This window comes from Bacillus mesophilum (genome assembly GCF_008923265.1).
GTDB classification, from domain to species: Bacteria; Bacillota; Bacilli; order Bacillales; family Cytobacillaceae; genus Cytobacillus; species Cytobacillus mesophilum.
In genome coordinates this window covers 665,071-688,070 of record NZ_WBOT01000001.1, presented here as the reverse complement: position 1 = coordinate 688,070, position 23,000 = coordinate 665,071, and the positions used below count along the sequence as shown (strand labels likewise).

Below are 23,000 nucleotides of genomic sequence, written 5' to 3'. Positions count from 1 at the left end.
AACTTAGCATATTTACACAGTTTAAAATTTCCAATCTTTCGGCTTTATAAATTGTCTATATTAAAGTGCATAATCATGACTATTAACCTTTAAAATTATATAGAGGTTTTATCACCTCAACGATTTCTGCCGTATCAGCAATACTTTTCTCGATTTCTTTAGCTGGTTTATAGGCTTGCGGTGCTTCATCCAATGTCTTCTTGGAAACGGATGTTGTCCAAACATTCTTCATTGATTTCTGATAGCTTTCTAAACTAATTTGTGCCTTTGCTTTTGAACGGCTCAGCATTCTCCCAGCCCCATGAGGAGCTGAAAAATTCCATGCGCTATTTCCTTTGCCAACTGCTAAAATACTGCCGTCTCTCATATTTAGCGGAATAATGAGCTGCTGGTTACTATTTGCCGAAGCAGCACCTTTGCGCAGAATCATTTCATCCAAATCGATATAATTATGCGGACAATCAAAAGTTTCAATAATTTCCTTATGCCATTTCATTCCTTTTAGAATGGTATTTGCCATCTGCTCACGGTTGGCAGCTGCAAAGTTTTGGGCAATTTTCATATCGTCTAAATAATATTGAAGGTCCTCACCCTGTACATAGGATAACTCGTAAGGAATTTTGCGGTCATTACGCAAGTCTTCTGTTTTCCCAGCAGCTTCTATATCACCTAGCTCCTTGAGATCTTTCATCTGAATTTTTAACTCTTTTCTTTCATCAGATAGTTTTTGATATGCCGCCTCTTGGTGATATTCAGCGATCTCCTTGCCTAAGATTCTGCTGCCGCTATGAATAACAAGATAAATGGCATTTTTCCCTTCATTTACTTCGATAAAATGGTTGCCTCCCCCAAGTGTGCCAAGACTTCTCTGTGCCCAGCCCTGATGAATGGATGCATGGACACCACTTAGGTCAAAGGCTGCTTCAGGCTGATCATATGTTTGATGCCCGCTCGGAATTCTTGCACGGATCAATTGATCCAGTTTCTCAAAATTCATTTTAATTCGGCCTTTTTTTATTTTGGCTACATATAAACCACAGCCAATATCAACGCCAACTAGGCTAGGCACAACCTTATTGGACACCGTCATGGTTGTTCCTATAACGCTCCCTTTTCCGGAATGCGTATCAGGCATTATGCGAATAGTGCTTTCCTTCGCAAATTCCTGGTTACATAGAGTAATAATTTGCCCGATCGTGGCGTCATCCACCATGTCTGTATAGCAAATTGCTTCATTATATTTTCCTTTTAACGTTAACATCTGCATTTCTCCTCATCTTTTATCAGCGAGAAATGAGATCATTTCCCGCTTATTTATACGGTTAGAACCTCTTTGTTTTGTACTGTCATTGGAAACGCCACCTTTCATAGAATATTATTATTTAAGAAATTGATATAAGTTAGTTGGATTAATCATATCTTCTTCTCTGTATATGACCCAATCTGTTAATTGATTAAAATTCAGTGTATACTCCTGGTCTTTTTTCATATCAGGCAAAAAATAGGGTTCATTCATTAAGATGCCTGATACTTCTTGATCAGTTATGTGTGTAACTTCAAACCACATATGTTCATGTTCTTCCTCTGCATATGGAATACCAAGTTTTACTAGAAATTGAAACTCATCTTCATCTCCATACGTATCACGAATATTAGCAAAATAACCAAAACTTTGTTTAGCGTTATATGCCATTCGTTCCGTTTCGCTTGTCGTTTTAAAGAACATTAAACCTTCATTTAATGTAAATTCAACATCAAAGCAGGATATACTGTTTTCATTTTCGTCGTATTGAAATAATAAACAGGAAGGCTGCTGGTGTATATCATCCCGATCATCCATATTACCTAAAAACTCGAATGATGCATCCAGCGGCTGCAAACGAACCTCTTCATGTTCAATGGCTTTTAAGTTTGTAACCATCGTTTTTTTCCCAACGTACGATAGAGCTTCTTCCCAAGGTACAGCAATCACTCGTATGTCCCCTTCTTGGCTATGTGCAATAATCGCTGGCTCATTTAACGGAACATATCCATGCTCAAAACAATTATGAACAAACGTGCTAAAAAGGTCGGGAATTCCATAATAAGATGATAGTCTGCTAGGAATAATCAGTTCCACTTCCGTTAGACCAGTTCGAAGAAGGCCATGTGTGTGGAACCAGTACTGTGAATCTCTTTCTTCGCCTCCATCTTCATAGATCGAATGAATAATATATAAATCCTGTATATCTGGCAGCAAATCGTTCCCCACATAATAGGAAATATATTCTTTAGTAATAACCTTCATGGCAGCACTATGGTCTAATACAAATAATAAATCTGGAGCTACCCGCCATATAAATTCCAGCTGATTATAGTATCCAATTAGTGCATCACCGTGAAAAAGAGTACGGACAAACACTTCTGTTCCATTTTTAGCTTCTTCATAAACTGATTCTTCCAGTAATGTGCCTTGACGAAAGAAATCTTTATATTCGATGACTTCTGGTGCTTGGTTTACTTCAATTTCATAGGGAAGAATGATGTCTCCGTACTGTAATTCAATCATCATTCCAGCTTCGTCTTCATGTACAATATTGAAGCTTAGTTCTTCACTGTTTAATGCAAATATTCGCTCCTTCATCTGCTCAAGTGTAATTACACCTGGCAAAACGGCGATCATATCAGAAAAAGCTCGCTCTAGTGTTCCTTCTTTTGCTGCGCGGTAAATGTCCGTTTGCTGTTCCATCGGAATCACTCCTCACTAATTGATTTAGAATCTAGTATTTTAGCCGTAACCATTGTTTTCCACTATCATTGTATCTGTGTTTTTTAGATAATTCAATCTTCATAGTGGAAATTGAATTAATCAAAAGAAAAAATAGCGATTTGGCTGTTTTTTTCTATAATAAAAGATAAACTGTTACTTAGATTTATTTTGGAAATGAGGTATTGCATATGATTACTAAATCTTATGAATGGATGAAAACATATTTACCTGGTATTTTATTTGTTCTTTTGATTGCTCTTCTGGCAGACTATTTAGGCAGCACGTTTCCAGTTGTTGGCGGAGCTATTTTTAGTATTTTAATTGGCTTTATAATCAGACAATTTTTTGGTGTTCCAAGCTTTTTGGGTCCTGGGGTTGGCTATACGTTAAAAAAACTGCTGAAGCTGGCCATTATTCTGCTCGGCTTCAGCTTTAGTTTTTCCCAAATTGCTAGTGTGGGTCTTGATGCCCTTGTTATTGTTATCATTGCCGTCATTTCAGGTGTTTTCCTTACCTTTTTCATTAGCCGGCTTGCAGGATTGCATGGCAATATCCCCTTATTAATTGGTCTTGGAACAGGAATTTGCGGAGCGACAGCGATCGTCACATCCAGCTCCATCATTAAAGCAAAAGAAGAAGAAACATTATATGCGGTAAATACCATTTTTGCATTTAATGTGCTGGCCGTTTTTATTTATCCCTTAATCGGCAACATGCTGAACATGTCCCATCATGAATTCGGTATTTGGGCTGGAGCAGCGATTCACGATACTTCTTCTGTCGTTGCTGCAGGATACAGCTTCAGCAATGATGCCGGTGATACCTCTGTTGTTGTAAAGCTGATACGCACATTGCTGCTAGTTCCAGCAGCTATAGGTTTATCATTTTTATTTACAATGAAATCAGCACAAAATGACGGTGTCGAAAACAAATGGACAGCAATAAAAAAATCGTTCCCTGTTTTTATTCTTTTCTTTACGGGAGCAGCTGCCCTTAACTCCTTCATCTCACTGCCTGAAAACCTGACAGATCAAACGAGCAGCATGGCCAAGTTTATCATTATCATGGTCATGGCCAGTGTCGGCCTTGGCACCGATATCAAAAAAATCAAAGCCACTGGACTCCGCCCGCTTCTCGTTGGCCTTATATCTTCTGCCATTATGGGCGGAATTAGTTTGGCGCTGGTTTTGTATGCGTCACAGTGACGCCCCGGAAAATCTTGTTTCACAGAAATGTTTCACGCCCTATTTCTGGCCAGATAATAGAAAAAATGCAAGGCTGCCGCTGTGTAGCCTTGCATTTTTTTATTTTGGTATTTTTCATCAGATCGAGCCGAAAAACGTCTAATCCTGCGCTTTCCCGAGAAATATTTAAGTACAAACCCTTATGAAGTCTGTTTATACCGCTGCGTTTTATACCAGACTACATCCTGCTTTAGCAGCACTCTTTTTGCTTCTAAATATAGAGAATAAACAACAAGTGCAAGCCAGATTTGTGAATAAGTGAAATACATAAGGATGACGGCAAGCATATTTTTAAGAGTTGCCTGCTCTTTTTCTATACTCAATGCAAGCATAATCTCAGTCATATACAAAAGGAATGCCAGAACTAGTAAGACCAAGGAGATCCTGCCTGCTGAAATATCTAAATCCATAAATAGATTTAGGACAAACAATAAGTTTGAAACTAGTACTCCTGCTAGAAACAGCATATAGGTAAAGAGAAAATAAAAGAGGTCAAGATAGACTTTTTTGTTTTTCAGCTGGAAAAACTGGATGAGGAATTTCAAAATAACATATTGGTTGCCTCGTGCCCACCTTGTCCTCTGCTTCCACCATACCTTAAAGGTTTCTGGTTCTTGTTCCCACGTAATAGCTGCTGGGAAAAAACGAATATGATAGCCAAGATTGTAAACACGAATACTCAATTCTGTATCTTCCGACAAGGCACGCTCATCCCATCCCCCTAATTCTTCTAGAATAGATCTACGAATAGCAAAATTAGTGCCGGGAATGGTTGTCAGTTTAAACCAAAACCATCTTCCAGCCTGAGCGAGCCACTGAAACGTAATGGTTTCAATATTTATAAAGGATGTCAGCATATTTATATTTGCATTGAGAACACGAAATTTGCCTACAACTGCTCCAGCCTTTTGATCGTTTTGCAATGCTTGTGCAAGATAATAAACAGCATCCTCTTCAGGCTGATTGTCAGCATCATAAACAACGATATATTCGCCTGTTGCCGCCACAAGCCCTGAGTTCAAGGCACCAGATTTACCTCTGCCTGCATAGGGCGGTTTTGTATGAATGGCCTTAATAAAGGAATAGGCTCTCGCATATTTATTAATAATTGCCCCTGTGTTGTCAGTCGAGTTGTCATTTACAATTATAAGCTCTAATCTCTTGCGCGGATATTTGAGGCGAATCATTGCCTCTATCGTATCCTCGATTACCACTTCTTCATTATGAGCAGGAATGATAATACTTACCTTTGGGTAATATGCCATCCGTTTTTCCCATAAATCTGCTTTTTTCCGATATTTTAAGAAATGCATATATCCGCCTTGCATCAGAAACATATGATAAACAAGCATAAACCAGATCAGAAACAGACTGAGATAAAAAAGAAAATTAACCATAATATTTCCCCTTTTCGGTCCGCATGCGCCGTATCTTAATTATGACTGCATAAAGTACAAACAGCACAACCATCCCGCCGGCACTGAGTGCAAATAACCACATTGTATTGTCAGCGGTTGATTTTACTTTTGGATTATAAAACTCTGGTGAGTCTTTTAATAGCTCAAAATATTCTACGTTTACACTCAGTTCCTCTGTTTCTTCAGCTGTTACAGTAATGTTATCCACTTGGACCACATTGCTTGTTTGCTGGAGATCAATCCATTGCAAATTAGGAATCTGCTCCATTCGGCTGATCAGTTCTTTAAATTTTTCCACTCCTAAATACGGATGATAAAATCCTGCAATATAACCATCCCTGACCACTGTCATCTCCTCTGCCTTTTTCATCATTTCATCAATTGCAGAAGGATTATCCGGTTCTACATAGCCGATTGTCTCAGGCAGAAGATTCATCCCGTGTAAAAACGTCGGGCTCGTTGCATAGGGTGCAGGAGCCATAATCTGCCAATCACGATCACCAAGCTGCAGCTGGCCAATATAGGTCGAAAAGTGTTCTGACAGGATTTCATATCCGCTTTGGCTCATCGTATAATGTGGTGCTTCAAAGGCATATGGGATGAGACCATAACTGACCAAATCCTGAATCCCCTTTGTCACTTTCGTTTTAATATAGTCAACTTCAAATGCCTTTTGCTTTGCTAAAAACGCTAAATATTCATCTTCTGTCTGAAAGTCACTTCTTTGTTTTTTTTCGGGCGTTTCATCAGGAGGTACCGTTATTGGCATGTTGGCATCCACATCCCAAAATTCAAACCCCTCTCCTGTCTCATCAGCTTTGTATTGATGTGTGTATCCATGCAGAATTATTCGGCCTCCATTTTCCTGCATATATTTCAGCACTTCTAATAGCTTAGGAAAGTCTCCGAAATGATACTCATCACCTGTTTCCGGATTACGATAAATCGGAATGACAGAAATTATATAAGGTATCTCTTTTTCTATGAATATATCGGCAATTTCCTTCATGATGGTATGATCGGTTAATGGATGGATATCTTCTAGTCGAAGATAAGCAGGATGTCCTTCTGGATGATCGGCTTTAAACACTTCATGAAATACCTCGCCTAAATAGGTAGAAAACAGGGAATCAATCTGATGGGAAGCATGATAGTAAAGCTCATTCTTTTTTATAAAAAGTGGATACTCTTTTCCGTTTCCTGCCCCTTTAACAAGCACCTCGGCTTCTTTTAAGTCTTTCATTTGAAAAATAAGCCGATCACCAAGCTCGTTTTTCTTATTTCCTTCCACCAGCACTAATTCATTTATTAATACATTGTCACCGAACTGGATAAAATCATAATCGTCTCCCAAATACTCCACATTATAGCCTAATGCAACCTTAGTTTTTGTAAAAGAATCAAATAATGATCCAACTTTAGCTGGCAGAACTTCAACCACTTCTCCATAGTAAAAAAGAACGTCGGCATCTTGAAGATCTGCTTCTTCTATCTCACTACTATGTAAAAATGTCATATTAGGAGAAAAATGGCCAATCAGCATATCAAGAAGCTTAATGTTTTCCGTAACATTCCCTGTTTCAGATGAATAGACAATCACAACATGCAGATCTGAACCAGAACAGAATCTGCTTTAACTGATTGGTCAAAACATGATAGCAAAATTAGTAATAAAGATAAGAATACGCATTTGAACGATTTTCCATTCTTAATCACGATCACTCATCATCCTTTTTGTTCGTTATATAGAATATATAACTATTATAAAAAGAACACAAAAAGAAAATCCCTCCAAATTTTTACCCTTTTATACCATTTTCTTCAAATTTCTCGTGATTCTTATCGTTTTCAGATTGATTTGATTTTTTGGGTCGGGCCGTCACAGTGACGCCCCGGATTTTCTTGTTTCACATAATGTTTCACACAAAAAATACAAGGAACCATTATATCCTTGTATGACTAAAAATAAGATATGATGCAATTAAGAGCTTTAGTACAATTTTTTTTATGTGTCACTGTGACACCCCGAAAATCCTCGAATATGCTCGAAATTTCTTGTTTCACATTGTGTTTCACAATATAAAAAAACAAGGATACATCATGTATCCTTGCCGGCCTCATTCAAATTAAGGTTGTTTAGAATAACTTCTGGGCATTCTTAGGTAGATTTATTACTGCACGAAGATATTTCATCATATTTTGCTCTTCTTCGATCTGGTATGTAAATGATAAATGATCAGCTACATCTTGTGCTAACATATTAAAGAGTTTACACGTCTTAAAAATAGCTACCCAAAATGAATGATCATTAGAGTCACTATATGTTTCTTTATAAAGTTCCCAATAAGAAGCAGGCAGATAATTTTTGAAGTATTTGCCCATTTTGCCTGTCGAGACTTTATAATTGTGTTCGCTGCCAATACGCCAAGAAACCATTTTATCTTATTCCTGTCTTATGACCTGTTCGAACATTTGCTTCGCATATGGCAGTTCATCACGCCAGATCCCTTTTGCTACGTTTTGCAGACACCACCAGAAATTATTACAGCAGCCTTCATACAAAGCCTCTGTCGGTTTACATACGTGATAATCCACATCTGAAGGCGGATCAATTGCTGGTAAAATTTGATCTTTATCTAATAGTGGCACTGTTAATTTTTCAGATACAAATCTTTCTTTCATACTGGCTTCTGTTTCAATATGAAGGTCGATTCGGTTACCATCTGTAAAAAGCATTAAATAACTATAGGAGGTATCAAAATCCGTCCGTTCACCGCATGCCTGATCATTTTTATCCGGTTCCTGAATCATCTGTAAATCACCAAAATAAAGGATCCACGACTCATCACGTATAAAACTGGCTGTTTCTGTCACGACATAAACAATATCATAATCCTGAAAGAGATCTTTTGGGGCATTGGTATTAGTCCGTGAACCATTCATATACACTGCTCGAATACGGTTATCGTTCATGGCATAACCAATAATAAGGTTCATCATTTCGTCTTCGGTTCTCATTTTATTACCCCCAAATATAAAAAAAAACTCAAAACAATATCAAGCTATTTATAAACATTATACTATTAATTTATTTCTAAAAAATACTAGGAGACTGTGAAACATTTTGTGAAACAATATAATTCGGGGCGTCACTGTGACCACTAAAACAACGCAAAAAAACACCCCCAGCCTGGAGGTGTTTCCCTACTTAGTTTTTCCTCTTTGAAAATAATAGCTTAAACTGTGCAACAGGGTCTTCGTATTTTTTTTCGCGGATCACTTTGGTTGCAGCTTTTTCGCATAATAGGAGCTGGCTGTTAATTTCTCTTTCGCCTGGCTGTTTTTTGACATAATGATAGGATCCATCAGGTGCTTGTTCACGCGCTTTACAGTTGTCACTAAGTATAATGGTCATCGTTTCGTCGATTCGTTTTTTCAATTCAATATTTAATATCGGGAATAGAATTTCTACCCGGTTTTCCATGTTTCTAGTCATTAAGTCTGCTGATGAAAGGAAGACTTTGTTCTCCCCATTATGGTGGAAACAATAAATTCTTGTATGCTCCAAGAATGTGCCCACAATACTGCGCACTGTAATATTTTCACTGACCCCTTTAATTCCAGGTCGCAAGCAGCAGATCCCTCGAATGATTAGATCAATTTTTATGCCGGCAATTGAAGCTTCGTATAGTTTCATAATAATAATCTTATCTGTTAATGAGTTCATCTTAAGAGCAATTTTTCCGTTTCCATGCTCTTTATGGAACGCAATTTCCTGATCAATTAACTCGATAAACGTATCGCGGATCGCAAATGGTGCAACAGATAAGTAATGATAATCAGGCTTGTCCATATAACCGCTGAGATAGTTAAAAAAGTTAGTTGCATCTATGCCAATTTTTTCGTTATATGTTAAGAGGCCCATATCTGTATATAGTTTTGCCGTGGAATCGTTATAGTTGCCTGTTCCTAAGTGGACATAGCGCTGAATTCTGCCTTTTTCACGTCTGACTACAAGCGTTATTTTACTATGTGTTTTTAAATGGTTCAGTCCATAAATCACATGGCAGCCTGCTCTTTCTAATTCCTTAGCCCACTGAACATTATTTTCTTCATCAAACCTCGCCTTTAACTCAACAAGAACGGTTACTTGTTTTCCATTAGCAGCAGCGCGCTTTAAACTATTTATGATAGGAGAGTCTCCGCTTACACGATAAAGAGTTTGCTTGATTGCGAGAACAGATTTACAATCCGCTGCCTGTGATACAAAATCAATGATTGGCTCAAATGATTCGTATGGATGATGAAGCAGCACATCATTTTGCCGAATTTTTGTAAAAATGTCCCCATCACCTTCAAGGTCGATCGGCGGCTGCGGTATGAATGACTGTGATCGCAAATGTTCATGTGTTGCCTCAATTGTCCGGTAGAAACCGAACAGGAATGTTAAATCAAGCGGTGCTTCAAGTGTGTATATGTCATCTGTATGAATTTCTAATTCAGATAATAAATAGTCAATAACATTTTGATCAAAGCAGCCTTTATTTATTTCCAGGCGTACAGCCGCTCCCCATTTCCGGTTTTTTAATTCCTCTTCAATTTCTTGAAGCAGATCTTCCGCTTCATCTTCATGGATATTTAAGTCTGCATTACGGGTAATTCGGAAAGGAGTAACAGACTTCACCTGATAGCCGGCAAACAGTTTATGAGTAAATAAATTGATCACATCTTCTAATAAAATAAACTGTCTTACATTATTCTTTTTAGGTAGTTCAATAAATCGATTGATTACTGCAGGGACTTGTACGAGTACTAGATTGCCGTCAAAAGGGAAGAGTTTCTTGCTTTCGGCTGATTTATCTTCTACGACAACTGCAAGGTTTAAGGATTTATTTAAGAGCATAGGAAATGGCCGGTATGCATCTATTGCCATAGGAGTTAAAACAGGAAACACTTCTTCATCAAAGAAGGTCTCTAAAAACGAATAAAACTCTTTAGAAGCCTCATCCATTGATAAAAACTTCACATTCTCTTTTTCAAGTAAAGGTGATAATTCATTTAAAAAAGCATAGTCCTGTTTTCTGACAAGATCATGCGTACGTTTATGTATCGCTCTGAGCTGTTCTTTTGGTGTAAGTCCCGCCTTGTTCTCTGGTTTATTGAAACCTGCTTTCACTTGATCCAGCAAGCCTGCAACTCGCACCATGAAAAATTCATCAAGGTTTGAACTGAAAATAGCTAAAAACTTATAGCGGTCGAGCAAGGCATTGCGCGGATCCAGTGACTCTTCAAGAACGCGGTAATTAAAATCCAACCAGCTTAGCTCTCTGTTATTATAAAGTGAAGGATCATCCAAGTTCACTGCTTCATTCTTTGTTGAATCCACTACATTCCAACTCCTTCAATCATTTAAATCCTTTAAACTTTACCAAAGTTATGTAAATCAAAACAATAGGAATTGTTAAATTTTTGTTAATTTTTTTACTATAATGTCTTCAAATTCATTATAGCATTTACATTTTTTTTACGATAGATTACTATTGAATTTATCTGATTTCTTTTAAATAATGATCTTTAACCAGCAAAGGAAGTGTACAGGAATTGAAGGAAAGACTGATCGGTATTATTGATATTGGCTCCAACTCGGTTCGGCTGGTCATTTATCAGATTAATAATACCAACCATTACACAGAAATGAAAAATGAAAAAGTATCGGCAAGACTGATCAATTACATTCAGGATGATGGCAATCTAAAAGAAGAAGGAATACAAATCTTGCTTTCCACCCTTAATCAATTTAACCAAATCTTAACCTCCTATCCTGAAATAGAGGTAATGGGATTTGCTACTGCTGTCATTAGGCAGGCTTCAAATAAAGAAGCTATCTTAAATGCCATGAAATTACAAATAGATTGCCCGTTCAGGCTCTTAAGCGAATATGAAGAAGCCTATTACGGCTATGTCAGTGTTGTAAATGCAATTGATATAGACGATGGCTTTACTATAGACATTGGCGGAGGCAGCACAGAGATTACCCTTTTTAAAGACCGGGAATTAATTGAAAATGTGAGTTTCCCATTTGGTGCAGTCTCCTTAGATCGGCGCTTTCCTTGTGATCATGAATTGACAGTGGCTCATTTAGAAAAGATTCACTTCTTTTTAATTGAAATGTTTAAGAAGCACCCTTGGCTAACCAATCAAAATGCTCCTATTATTGGAATTGGCGGTACGGCGCGAAACGTCGGACGCGTTCATCAAGCAGCAAAGAAGATTGAACAGCCTGTAATGAGCTATGCAGAAGTTAGTCGTGTACTAATGGAGATTGCCTCCATCCCTGTTCAAGATCGAGGGAAAATAAAAGGGCTCTCTAAAAAAAGAAAAGATATCATTATTCCAGGGATTTTGATTATCCTGGCTCTTATGGAGGAAAGCCAAGCTCCTTATTTTATGCCTATTGATCAATCGATTCGTGAAGGTCTTTTATGTGATTTATATCTAAAAGACCAATAATTCTTTGCCATCAGCCTAATCAAATTTGCTGATGGCTTTTTTACTTTTACTGAATAATTTTCTGGCATTAATCCATCCTAGAAGAAAGCTAATACTAAACTGCGCATTTTTAAAAATGCTTTTCTATGAGGTGGTAATAAAAATGGCTATTGCTTTCAGGATTGCGATTGTCCTAATTTCTTGGACCAGTATATTGTTTCTGCCCAAAAAGTCTTTTCGAAAATATTTAACTGTCACATTATTTTCTGCATGTGTGCTATTGTCAGAAACCATGCTGGCATTTGCTTTTAAATGGTGGAAGGTAAAAGGAGGAGTTAAGGACATGGTCTATGGTTCTTTCTCCTTTGTTTTTGGTCCTTTTTTTGCTATCAATATGTGGATATTCCATTTTACGAACGGAAGATTTCTGCTCTATACTTTAATTAATTTAATCATGGATTTAATATTTGCCTATGGACTAAATATCTTCTTCCAAAACGTTGGAGCCTATAAGCTTAAGAAATTTAAATCCAAGCATTTATTTTATACAGCATTTGCCTATTCTTTTATCAATTACGGCTTCCAGAAGCTCGTTGAAAAAGGAGATGTAACTTCCCAGCCATGAATTTCACACTTAAACACCCTGTGAAGCTATTTGATCAGACAGAAAGGTATGGTCCCATTACGAATATTTTTGGAATTGGCGACCCGCATGTTACAAAAATCCAAGACCAATGGTGGATGTTTTTTGGCGGTTTCCAGTCTAATTTTAAAAATAATATATTTTCTGCCTATCTTCCTGCCGGTGTAGGACTCGACTGTAATGAGTGGAAAATCATGACGTATGAAGATAATCCAACGAAGGCAAAACCTTTAATTGCCAATTCCGCTAAGGGCAGTTGGGATTATTTTGGCTATCATACCCCTTGCTTTGTAAGCGGATTCGATGAAAAAGGAGGAGGCCCAGTAGAGAGAGTTTATTATACTGGAAGGGCTTCAAGAAAAGTCCTTGATAATCAAGCTCCTTATTCAATTGGTGTCATCGAAAAAAAAGAAGACAACTGGGTCCGTTATCCGCAGCCAATTATAACTGGTACTGCCGCTAGTCCAAATGTGCTTGAACCAAAAGTTCGTTATTATGATGGTTTATGGAGAATGTGGTATGTGACAACTGTTCAGGAAACGGGAAAAAAAGGTGAACCTCGCTACACCATTTTATATATCGAAAGCCAAAACGGCATTACTAATTGGTCTGAGCCCGTTTCACTTTTTAATGAAGATGAAAACTTTTATGATGCTTCTGTTCATCAGACACCATCATTAAGTTTTGAAATGACGGTATGCCGCAGCACCAATTTATATGGAAGAACACCGTTCCCTTCACAAGGACTATGGCTGCTTGAAGGAAATGAGGCAAACGGAAATCGAGACAACTGGTCCTCTCATCCCTATCAGCTGATCGATTGTGAAACTGGAGATGAGTGGTATAAACATGGAGTAGCAGCCCCATGCGCCTATTATGGCGAAAACGAACATGACCGCAATACACTGTACATATTCTTTACAGGAGTAAACGAACGCAGGAATTGGGCTGATATTACATTTACAAAATTAAAAGAAGGAAAATGGCCGCCGTTTCCTTCTCCATTCTATTTTTCAATAGGAAAGGTGGAATGTCATAAAATCGTTTAACCAAATTATGATGTTTGACACGCTTTGTTCATACTCTCGTCATATTTATCCTTTATTCTATAAATGTAGCTAGGACAAGCAATACCCTTTTCCTCCTTTTTAATAGGGACTGTATCCAATGATGGGTACAGTCCCTTTTGCTTTTACTCTTCATGAAAAAAAGAGAGATTAAATATCGGATTTTCAAGCAAATTTTTTGCTATACTTTTCATATTTGCAGCATTTCGCAGCATACTTTCTTCTTTTTGGATAAGATCTGAAAGACGAATCCACTTTGCTTCTACTATTTCTTCCTCTGTCATTCTTAGTGACTCTCCACTATATAAAGCAATAAATTGAAAAAGAATAATAGGATCGTTTGTATCACTTTTGAATTGATATACACCTGTAGTTCCTGTAATCGTTACTTGCAGTCCCGTTTCTTCTCTCACTTCACGAAGGGCTGCTGCAATAATATCTTCCCCATCTTCTAAACGGCCGGATGGAAAATTCCAGCCCTTCTTTTCTTCTCTTATAATTAGAACTTCTTCTTGTTCATTAAATATAGCGACACTCGCTACAAGTACATTTTTTCTCATCGATATGTGACTCAATCGTTTTGACGAAGAAACTCAGAAATAACACTTACATATTGTTCAGGCTCTTCAATATACGGCATATGGGCACTTTCCTCGAAAACATGAAATGCCGAATGAGGAGTTAGCTCACTAAAGGATTGTGTTGACTCTGGTGTTGCCTCATCATAGCGGCCGCATGTATATAAAGATGGTATTTTGATTTCTTTCAGCTGCTGTGTACAATCAAAGCTTTTTAAGTTTCCAGTCACATGAAACTCAGAAGGCCCCCACATAATATTGTATACTTCAGGACTTCTGTATTTTGCACCTTCCTTTAAAAAGGCCGGCATTGGATCCAATCTGCAGACAAACATTTTATTAAATTCAGCCGTTGCCTCTTTATATGCTTCTGAATCGGTTGTTCCGTTTTCTTCACATTCTTTTAAGACAGCTTGGACATCTTCCGGTAAAAGCTGTCGGTTTCGTTCCTGATCCTCTGCCCATAAAGGTGCACTTAAGCATGGACTTGAAAAAATCACACTTTTTACGCCAGCTGGCTTTGTTAATAAATAGGCTGCCGCAAGAGTTGTTCCCCAAGAGTGTCCAAGAATATGTACTTCATCTAAGTTTAGGGCTTCACGGACTTGCCCAAGCTCTTCTACAAAACGATCTATATGCCAAAGTGATTTGTCGTTTGGCCGCTCGGATTTTCCGCAGCCAAGCTGATCATAAAAAATCACTGGACGGTCCTTAGCGAGTATTTTCAGATCCTGCATTGAGTAATGAGATGAACCCGGTCCGCCATGCAGAATAATGACCGGTGTACCGGTCCCCTCTCCCACATGCTTCTGATACCATACTTTACCGCCTATTACATCAATCATTCCTTCTGTTGCATTCATTGTTACTCCTCCTTTTTTTGATAGCTTAGTAAGTGTTTTTAAAGATTATAATGAACTTTAAACATGCTGACAGATATATGAAGATAAACTGCTTGCCCAGGAATTATAAAAAAACACCCCCAGGCAGCATGTCCTCTATTGTAATAGCTCTACAATATCATCTTCCGTTAAACTGGCATCAAATGTTAATACTTCATCTATTAAGTCGCGCTTTTTCTCCTGAAGTAGATTGATTTTTTCCTCTACGGTGCCTCTTGAAATTAGTTTTATCACTTGCACATGGTGTTTTTGCCCCATTCTATGGGCGCGGTCTGCTGCTTGTTCTTCAACAGCTGGATTCCACCATAAATCATATAAGATAACAGTATCTGCACCAGTTAAATTAAGACCTGTTCCACCGGCTTTTAACGAAATCAGAAAGAGATCGCGTTCCCCCTCATTAAAACGTGTGCATAGTTCTACCCTTTCGGAAGAAGGTGTTTGTCCATCCAAATAGAAAAAATCCATCCCCAGCTTTGCAGCTTCCTGTCCAATTATGGCAAGCATTTTTGTAAACTGAGAAAAAATCAGCACCCTTCTGCCGGCATGCTGTGCTTCTTGAAGGATTTGGATCAATTGCTCCAGTTTAGCGGATCCGCCTTTGTATCCGTCCACAAACAAGCCGGGATGACAGCAAATCTGCCGCAGCCTGGTGATGCCAGCAAGGATTTTGATGCGATTTTTCCTCAGCGTCTGTTTATCAAGATGCTTGAGCGTATCATGGCGAAGCTTTGCCAAGTATGCAGCATAGAGCTTTTTCTGCTCTGGAAGCAGTTCGGATGAATCGATTATTTCTATCTTTTCAGGCAGTTCCATAAGAACATCTTTTTTTAGCCTGCGCAGCAAAAATGGCCGGATTCTCTTGGAAATTTTCTCACGGGTTAAATGACTGTATTCTTTTATACCGCCGAATAATTCAGGGAATATGACATGAAAAATCGACCAAAGCTCTTCTAATGCATTTTCAACTGGTGTTCCTGTCAAAGCAAAGCGCCGATCAGCCTGAATCTTTTTAACCGCTTTGGCTGTCTGTGTTGTTGGATTTTTAAAAGCTTGTGCTTCGTCAAAGAAAACCGTATGAAAAGATAACGATTCATAATTCCGACTATCTTTTAAAAGCAGCGGATATGAAGTAATCATAACATCTAATTCTGAAAATCGGCTTATCATCGCTTCCCGTTCTTTTTGTTCACCATCTATGACAGCAGCCTCTATTTCTGGCGCAAAATTCATAAGCTCATGCAGCCAATTATAAGTAACGGATGCAGGACAGATAATTAAGATCGGTTTGCTCTGTTCTCGCACTGCATCTAATTCAGAAAGAATGAAAGCAATACTCTGCAGCGTTTTCCCGAGTCCCATATCATCAGCCAATATGCCTCCAAATCCGTAAGCCGCCAGCGTTTTCATCCAGTAATAGCCAACTTTTTGATAGTCTCTTAAAATAGATTTTAACTGATCAGGAACAGGATATGTGGCCTCATTCGGATTTGCCAGCTTTTCTAAAAAGCCTTTTAGTGACTCTTCCATCGTAAAGAGCTGTCCGTTCTCATCCGTTTCAAGTATCTGCAGCCCTTTTGAAACAGGCATTCGGTAGAGGCTCTCTCCTTCATTAATCTGACTCGGAACCATGTGCAAGAACCGCTGAATTTCCTCAAACTCTTTTGATTCCAGCGAAAGCAGCGATCCATTGCGGAGCCGATAATATTTGCGCTTCTCCTCTAAAGCCTGAAGCAGCTCGCGTATATGATGATCCGAAACACCGTCAAGTTCAAACTTAAACTCAAGCCAATTCGTTCGTTCTCTTTTAAAAGCAACCCGGAAACGCGGTTTAGGATTTTCTCTAAAAATCCGATTTCGCACAGCTGTTGTAGCATACACATATACAAGCTTTTGCAGCTTAGGCAGCAGGTGATATAAAAATTGATACTCAAGTCCTTCATTTTGCAGCATATAGCCGCCATCACTTTTCGCAAACTGACCTTCTTCCATCAGCTCCAGGATCTGATTTTCCTTTTGCACATTACGCACAATCCTTACCCCGGGAGGTGGCTCGCGATTTTCAAGCGGCTGAATAACAATTTGTTCGTAATGAAACTCTAGACCCGCCAGTAAGCGGTTATTGATTCGATCCAGATACAGTTTCGCCTGCAGCGGCGTCCGCATAATATCAGCTGGTATATGAACAATTCCGATCTTCCGAAGTCCTGGAACAACCTGCTTTATAAAAAAGTCGAGCTGATCTTTTGTGATCGGGATTTCATTTGCAGAGGATTGCTTTAGCATTTTATCCAGCTCATTAAGCTGCTGGAATTGATCTTTCGGCAGCATAAACATGATACTGTCAATGAGCATCACAGAATACCGATGAAAAAGAAGAGCGTTCTGCAATCCTTGAACATTCATAACATATTGTCCAGCTTGAGCACCATCTTTTAGTGTAAAATGAAGCGGCGGCGTTTGCTCAGAAACCTGCAATGGAAATTGTGACAGTTTAATCGGAATGTTTCTTGTATATTCTTTCAAATGAGACCATAAAGAAGCAGAAATGGTTAACTCATCATTGTCCTCATCTTGAAACATACTCTCATCGATAATCATTTGATTGAGCAGTTCGAAAAAGCGATCCACATCTGGATGAAAGCAGTGTTCACTCGGATCATAGGTAAATTGCAAAGACAGCACACAAGTTTGCCTCATTTTTACCGCTTTAATAAACGCTCGAATATTCTGTATTCTAATGGATTGTATGCTGATTGATAGTGACAGCAAATGATCATTGTTGCCGATTTCTTTTATCTCGCATAAAAACTCTGCATTTAGCATCGTCCGATTTTCAAAATGACGCTGCTGACTGCTTGCTGGCAAAGACTTTTTATGAAAAAGACTAAGCAGACCATCCGTTAAATCGCTTTTACCGCCCTTTGATACTATTGGCGATATCCCCTGTCTCTGGGTTTCATGGATTGCAAGCATCACAGCTGCCACATGCTGACAGTCCTTTGTATAGGAGGCAAGCTTTGGACATGTGCATTCTGTATGAAGTTCACCGCTCACATCACTTTTTAATTTAACGTAAAATGGCTCCGCTCCATCCACGGTCGCTTCACATTGCTTCTGATCATAACTTTCAAAACTGACTTTATTGGCACGAAAAAAAGCATCTCCTCTTTTATAGGAGATGGTTCCGCACCGTTCCTTGATCATTTTATGTGTGATTGTCTTCTCCATCTACATTGCCCCCCTTCCGCTGTCTTATAGATCTTTTTATTTTAGCATAAAAGGAGGACAAGTGTTTGGTTAACCCTCTATGAAGTTATTTTCCGGCAGACATAAATGCTTTCATAGCTATCATTCGTTATTTCAGATTCCTTCCAATCGCTATAATGATAGAGAATTTCAAATCCATTTGAACGGAGAAGTCTCTTCATTTCTTGTGGAAATACATATCTTAATTGAATTCTAGTTATTTTTTCATTTATGATTTTGCCATCTTGATTTTTATATTTTCTGATTGTGGTATAATGCTGAATTTGACTTAATGAGTCATATTGGCTGATGGTATAGACGTCGACTGTCACTTGTTCATTATCTTTATACGATCTCCAATATTCTTCCGTACTTGGCTGCAGCAGCTCTTCCTCACTAGGAAAACGAGTGCCAAAAATAAAAATGCCATCATCATGTAAATGTTTGTACACAGAAGTAAGAAATCGATCCTGTTCTTCGTTAGAATGGAAATGCTGAAAAGAATTGCCTACACAATAAATAAAATGGCTCTTAATCTGTAAATCTAATACTGTGCAATCCTGTTCTCGCCAGTCAATTCGTACTCCATGCTGATCTGACTTCTGTTTTGCTTTAGTCAGCATGCCATTATGGATATCCACACCAGCTAAATGGTAACCTCTTTTTGCTAATGGAATCGTAAGCCTTCCAGTCCCACAAGCTAAATCTACTATTATCCCTTGCTGTTTTTCTGCCCACTTTAAAAGAAAAGGAAGCTCTGGAAGATAAGCTTCATTCTCCTGATCATACAAAATGGGATCGTCGTATTCTTCAAAATGATTGATAGCCATTTACCTCCTAATAACTAGTTAAGTGTCTTTTGCAGAGAATGGTACTCCTCCACATACTCTTCAAAATCAAGCACTTCAATAACCTCTGACCAATGAAGCACAGTTCCGACAAAATCACGGATATCCAGTCCCTTCATTTCATATGTATCTTCATTGTTCGTCGTCCCAGTCGCATCCTCGATAAACGTCACCTTATACCCGCGGTCAAATGCCGAGATCGCCGTAAACATACAGCAAAACTCCGTATTAAAACCAACGATAAAGACATGATCTACCCCTAACTCTTCTAAAAGCTGTGGAAGATTCGTTTTGAAAAATGAACTCTGCGTTGTCTTCTCTACCACATGTTCTGCATAATCCTTTAGAGATGGGTGCAGGTGAGATCCTTCTGAATCCTTATATAAAGGGCTCTCCTCCACTTGATCCAAATGACGGATAAAAATGACCGGCTGCCCGCTTGCTTTAAAATCCTGAATCACCTTTTCTATACGGGCAAGCTCACTTGAAAACTCCCCAGCTTCAACAATCGCGTTTTGAACATCAATGACTAGTAGTGCTTGCATGTTGGGTTCCCTCCTTTTTTCCTATTAATTCTATTTTTGTGCAGAAAATCCTTTTGTTTTTTATAGGAAGATATATAAACGATGTCAGATACAGGTGAGGTTTGATTCATGTTATTACCTTAAACACATTACTTATAGCTTTGTATAAATACTTATCTATTAAGAATAGATCATGACAGAACGTAAAACTAATTAGAGCAATACAGCACTAATTTAGATAACGATTGGAACGTTTATTTTTGCAAAAACGTAACTGGCATCACAACTGCAATGACTTCCCCTTTGGCACATAAAACAGGACCTGCGAACACTTCAACGGTCACTCTCCACTTTTTTGGATGAATCGCTTCTACCCTACCTACCGCTTTTAACTCCACATTTTGCGGAGTTGGCTTTATAAAATCCACATGAAGGGAAGCGGTTACAAAGCGAGGCGGTTCTTTTCCGTCACCTGGTTCATGCCCATTTTGGCGGTGTAGTGCCAGTGCAGCAGACCCTGTGCCATGACAATCAATTAATGATGCAATTGCTCCGCCATAAACAAAACTAGGAACCGCCATATGTTCACTTTTCGGCTGAAAAATGGTGACTGTCTTCTCCCCTTCCCATTTTGTTTTAAACTGGTGACCTTTTTCATTTAATTTTCCACATCCATAGCACCATGAATAATCCTCTGAATATACATCTTGTACAGCTATTTTTGTCATTAGAGACACCTCCAGTTTTACCTAATTATACGACAATTTAGTAAATTAAGAAAATGTGTAAAAAGCACTCAATCATTTATCAACGACTGAGTGCCTTATGGTTTTTCTCGTTTACTTTTCCCGCTCCCATTTCTCTACTTCGCTTTTTACAATTGGAGCAACTTCTCTTCCTAAAAGCTCGATTGCCCGAATCACTTGATCGTGCGGCATGGTTCCAACAGGAACATGAAGCATAAAACGTGTGATGCCTACATTTTTCCGGAGATGGATGATTTTTTTCGCAACTGTTTCGGAATCACCCACATATAATGCACCTTCAAAGCTTCTCGCATTATCGAAAGTAGCTTTTGTATATGGCGCCCAGCCGCGTTCACGGCCTAGTTTGCTCATCGCCTGCTGTGTGGATGGGAAAAATTGCTCTGCAGCCAGCTCTGTTGTGTCAGCAATAAATCCATGTGAATGGGAAGCAACCGTTAACTTCAATCCATCATGTCCAGCATGTGCTGCTGCCTTTTTATATAGCTCAACAAGCGGAGCAAACTGGACAGGCTGTCCACCGATAATGGCGAGCACAAGCGGCAGACCGAGCAGACCGGCACGAACGACAGACTCAGAGTTGCCTCCGCTGCCGATCCAGACAGGAAGCGGATCCTGAACTGGACGAGGGTATACCCCACGGTTGTTGATGGCAGGGCGATGTCCTCCTTGCCATGTCACTTTTTCAGACGCACGGATTTTTAAAAGCAATTCTAACTTTTGATCAAATAACTCATCATAATCCTGCAGATCATAACCAAACAAGGGGAAAGATTCGATAAATGACCCGCGACCGGCCATGATTTCTGCTCGGCCATTCGAAATGGCGTCAACCGTAGCAAAATCCTGAAAAACACGAACTGGATCTGCAGACGAAAGCACGGTTACAGCGCTTGTTAGGCGAATTTGTTTCGTTCTTGCTGCCGCTGCTGCTAAAATAATGGCAGGAGAAGAAGCAGCATAATCTTCGCGATGATGCTCTCCGACTCCAAATACATCTAAGCCAACCTCATCGGCCAAGACGATTTCTTCCACTACCTCTTGAATTCGCTGGGCATGGCTAATGGTCTCTCCTGTATGAGGGTCTGGCGTTGTTTCTACGAACGTACTGATTCCGATTTCCATAATTTCCTCCTATAATAAGACACAAATTTACTTTGCTGGCGGTCCAAACAATCCGTTATGATAATCGCGATAAGCCTGCTTAATCTCATCCATTGAATTCATTACAAACGGACCATAAGGAACAATTTCTTCTTTTATAGGCTTTCCGGAGTAAACAAGAAGTCTTGTTCTCCTGCTGTTTGCCTTGATTTTTATTTCACTTTTATTTTCATCATTTCCTGCCTCATTGAACGTTAAGGTTGCGACTCCATGCTTTTTCAGATTTACATTGGACGATCCAATGGTTAAATCTCCTGACAAAACATAGACAAAGGAGTTATGTGTTTCAGGCAGCAGATGCGTGTAGGTTGCCTCTTTTTCTAAGTTGATTTCCGACAATGTGATGGGCACAACACTGTTTAGCGGTCCTTGCACACCGGCAATGTTACCGGAAAACACTTTCACATAGCCGCCTTCAAATGATGCTGTTGGTGCGTCTTCACGATAAATATTTTGATAGGTGGTCGGTGTTTTCTTTTGATCTTTCGGCAAGTTCAGCCAAAGCTGCAGCGTATGGGCAATATCTTCTCCAACCGCTTCTTCTGCATGACGCGCAGTCCATCCAGCGTTCATATATTGCACATCTCCAGGCTCTAAAATATCTCGGCCCCCGGCATTATCAATATGCTCAAGCCTGCCATCCACCACATATGTAACCGTCTGAAAACCCCGGTGCGGATGATCAGAAAACGTTCCGCGCTTGAACCAGTCCTCTGCCATCAAAATAAATGGATCAAAATCCTTCCAGCGGTCAACAGGCAAAATCCAGCCTTTTTGAACAGATGGAAACTGTGCTTCTTCATATTTTACAGACCAATGATCTTTAATATCTCTTTCAAACACTTGCTGATTCGCCAATTCAGACACACCTTTCTAATGGTTTAAGGTATAATCAAATTACAGCATATCTGTGTGCGTAATAGCAAGGCTAGTGCTCAAGTCCCAATGAATGAACAAAAAGAGAACCTTACTCTGAAGGCTCTCCGTTTTCTCCGTTATTTAAAAGCATAAACCCCTTATTAATCGTGTACAGCCTCCCATGAATCAGGTAAAGATCCTCACGCCCCTGAATATATTCCTCAATTACTTGAAATCCCTTTTTTAACCTTTTGACCAAATAATTCGAATAATTCCCATCCCACTCGTATCGATTAATTCTTTTAAGCTCATCGGTAAGAACCCTCAGCTTGAAATCCTCAATAAGCAGCTTTATATGAAAAATCCCTTCATCTTCTTTCTGTTTTTCCTGTACAAGCATTATAAAATCCCGAACCTGGTCTGCCAGCATATTCGCTTTTTGCATCTGAATGTCCATCGGTCTCGCCCCTCATCTCTTTTATAGATGTATATGTGAAGATGGG

18 protein-coding genes and 1 pseudogene are annotated in these 23,000 nt (G+C 39.0%); 4 read left to right on the top strand and 15 right to left on the bottom strand.

All coding sequences use genetic code 11. From position 1 onward, the window contains the following. Nucleotides 1-82: 82 nt before the first annotated feature. A complete protein-coding gene (locus F7732_RS03435) occupies nt 83-1,261 on the bottom strand; it encodes an RtcB family protein (protein WP_151572252.1) in 1,179 nt (392 codons plus the stop codon). A 117-nt stretch (nt 1,262-1,378) separates the two neighbouring features. Then, a complete protein-coding gene (locus F7732_RS03430) occupies nt 1,379-2,728 on the bottom strand; it encodes a DUF4026 domain-containing protein (RefSeq protein ID WP_151572251.1) in 1,350 nt (449 codons plus the stop codon). Nucleotides 2,729-2,937: 209 nt separating this feature from the next. Here F7732_RS03430 and F7732_RS03425 point away from each other — a divergent pair, with 209 nt between their 5' ends. After that, nucleotides 2,938-3,954: a YeiH family protein gene (locus F7732_RS03425; protein ID WP_151572250.1), complete on the top strand. Its 1,017-nt coding sequence runs from the start codon at nt 2,938-2,940 to the stop codon at nt 3,952-3,954. A 179-nt stretch (nt 3,955-4,133) separates the two neighbouring features. Here the strand turns inward: F7732_RS03425 and F7732_RS03420 are convergent, their stop codons facing one another. The 4 genes and pseudogenes from F7732_RS03420 to F7732_RS03405 form a co-directional block, all read right to left on the bottom strand. Next, nucleotides 4,134-5,390, bottom strand: a complete 1,257-nt coding sequence (locus tag F7732_RS03420) for a glycosyltransferase family 2 protein (protein WP_151572249.1) — start codon at nt 5,388-5,390, stop codon at nt 4,134-4,136. After that, nucleotides 5,383-7,011, bottom strand: a complete 1,629-nt coding sequence (locus F7732_RS03415) for a polysaccharide deacetylase family protein (RefSeq protein ID WP_151572248.1) — start codon at nt 7,009-7,011, stop codon at nt 5,383-5,385. Before F7732_RS03415 ends, F7732_RS03420 begins: the two co-directional genes overlap by 8 nt. Before the next feature lie 536 nt (nt 7,012-7,547). After that, nucleotides 7,548-8,429: pseudogene (locus F7732_RS03410) on the bottom strand (aminoglycoside 6-adenylyltransferase). Nucleotides 8,430-8,619: 190 nt separating this feature from the next. Continuing rightward, nucleotides 8,620-10,797: an RNA degradosome polyphosphate kinase gene (locus tag F7732_RS03405; RefSeq protein WP_151572247.1), complete on the bottom strand. Its 2,178-nt coding sequence runs from the start codon at nt 10,795-10,797 to the stop codon at nt 8,620-8,622. Nucleotides 10,798-11,012: 215 nt separating this feature from the next. Here F7732_RS03405 and F7732_RS03400 point away from each other — a divergent pair, with 215 nt between their 5' ends. The 3 genes from F7732_RS03400 (at nt 11,013) to F7732_RS03390 (ending at nt 13,592) form a co-directional block, all read left to right on the top strand. Continuing rightward, the gene (locus F7732_RS03400; RefSeq protein WP_240056510.1) at nt 11,013-11,921 is read left to right on the top strand and encodes a Ppx/GppA phosphatase family protein; all 909 of its coding nucleotides are present in this window, start codon (nt 11,013-11,015) and stop codon (nt 11,919-11,921) included. A 142-nt stretch (nt 11,922-12,063) separates the two neighbouring features. Beyond that, the gene (locus tag F7732_RS03395; RefSeq protein ID WP_151572246.1) at nt 12,064-12,525 is read left to right on the top strand and encodes a hypothetical protein; all 462 of its coding nucleotides are present in this window, start codon (nt 12,064-12,066) and stop codon (nt 12,523-12,525) included. Beyond that, the gene (locus tag F7732_RS03390; protein ID WP_151572245.1) at nt 12,522-13,592 is read left to right on the top strand and encodes a hypothetical protein; all 1,071 of its coding nucleotides are present in this window, start codon (nt 12,522-12,524) and stop codon (nt 13,590-13,592) included. The genes F7732_RS03395 and F7732_RS03390 overlap by 4 nt, the downstream gene beginning before the upstream one ends. 143 nt (nt 13,593-13,735) lie before the next feature. Here the strand turns inward: F7732_RS03390 and F7732_RS03385 are convergent, their stop codons facing one another. The 9 genes from F7732_RS03385 to F7732_RS03345 form a co-directional block, all read right to left on the bottom strand. Continuing rightward, nucleotides 13,736-14,170 (bottom strand): NUDIX hydrolase, encoded by a 435-nt coding sequence (locus F7732_RS03385; RefSeq protein ID WP_151572244.1) that lies wholly within the window; start codon nt 14,168-14,170, stop codon nt 13,736-13,738. An 11-nt stretch (nt 14,171-14,181) separates the two neighbouring features. Continuing rightward, nucleotides 14,182-15,051 carry a proline iminopeptidase-family hydrolase gene (locus F7732_RS03380; RefSeq protein WP_151572243.1) on the bottom strand — a complete coding sequence of 290 codons (870 nt, stop codon included), beginning with the start codon at nt 15,049-15,051 and terminating at the stop codon, nt 14,182-14,184. A gap of 135 nt (nt 15,052-15,186) precedes the next feature. Further along, complete coding sequence (locus tag F7732_RS03375; RefSeq protein WP_151572242.1) at nt 15,187-18,321, bottom strand: DEAD/DEAH box helicase; 3,135 nt, start codon at nt 18,319-18,321, stop codon at nt 15,187-15,189. Nucleotides 18,322-18,398: 77 nt separating this feature from the next. Continuing rightward, nucleotides 18,399-19,169, bottom strand: a complete 771-nt coding sequence (locus F7732_RS03370; RefSeq protein ID WP_192912984.1) for a class I SAM-dependent DNA methyltransferase — start codon at nt 19,167-19,169, stop codon at nt 18,399-18,401. Nucleotides 19,170-19,183: 14 nt separating this feature from the next. Then, nucleotides 19,184-19,732, bottom strand: coding sequence for a cysteine hydrolase family protein (locus tag F7732_RS03365; protein WP_151572241.1), 549 nt, complete (start codon nt 19,730-19,732; stop codon nt 19,184-19,186). Nucleotides 19,733-19,965: 233 nt separating this feature from the next. Further along, entirely contained in the window at nt 19,966-20,439 is a 474-nt protein-coding gene (locus F7732_RS03360; RefSeq protein ID WP_151572240.1) for a PaaI family thioesterase, read from the bottom strand. A gap of 111 nt (nt 20,440-20,550) precedes the next feature. Next, nucleotides 20,551-21,600, bottom strand: coding sequence for an LLM class flavin-dependent oxidoreductase (locus F7732_RS03355; RefSeq protein WP_151572239.1), 1,050 nt, complete (start codon nt 21,598-21,600; stop codon nt 20,551-20,553). A gap of 27 nt (nt 21,601-21,627) precedes the next feature. After that, entirely contained in the window at nt 21,628-22,497 is an 870-nt protein-coding gene (locus F7732_RS03350; RefSeq protein ID WP_151572238.1) for a pirin family protein, read from the bottom strand. Between the two features lie 109 nt (nt 22,498-22,606). Further along, nucleotides 22,607-22,954 carry a hypothetical protein gene (locus F7732_RS03345; RefSeq protein ID WP_151572237.1) on the bottom strand — a complete coding sequence of 116 codons (348 nt, stop codon included), beginning with the start codon at nt 22,952-22,954 and terminating at the stop codon, nt 22,607-22,609. Nucleotides 22,955-23,000: the final 46 nt, after the last annotated feature.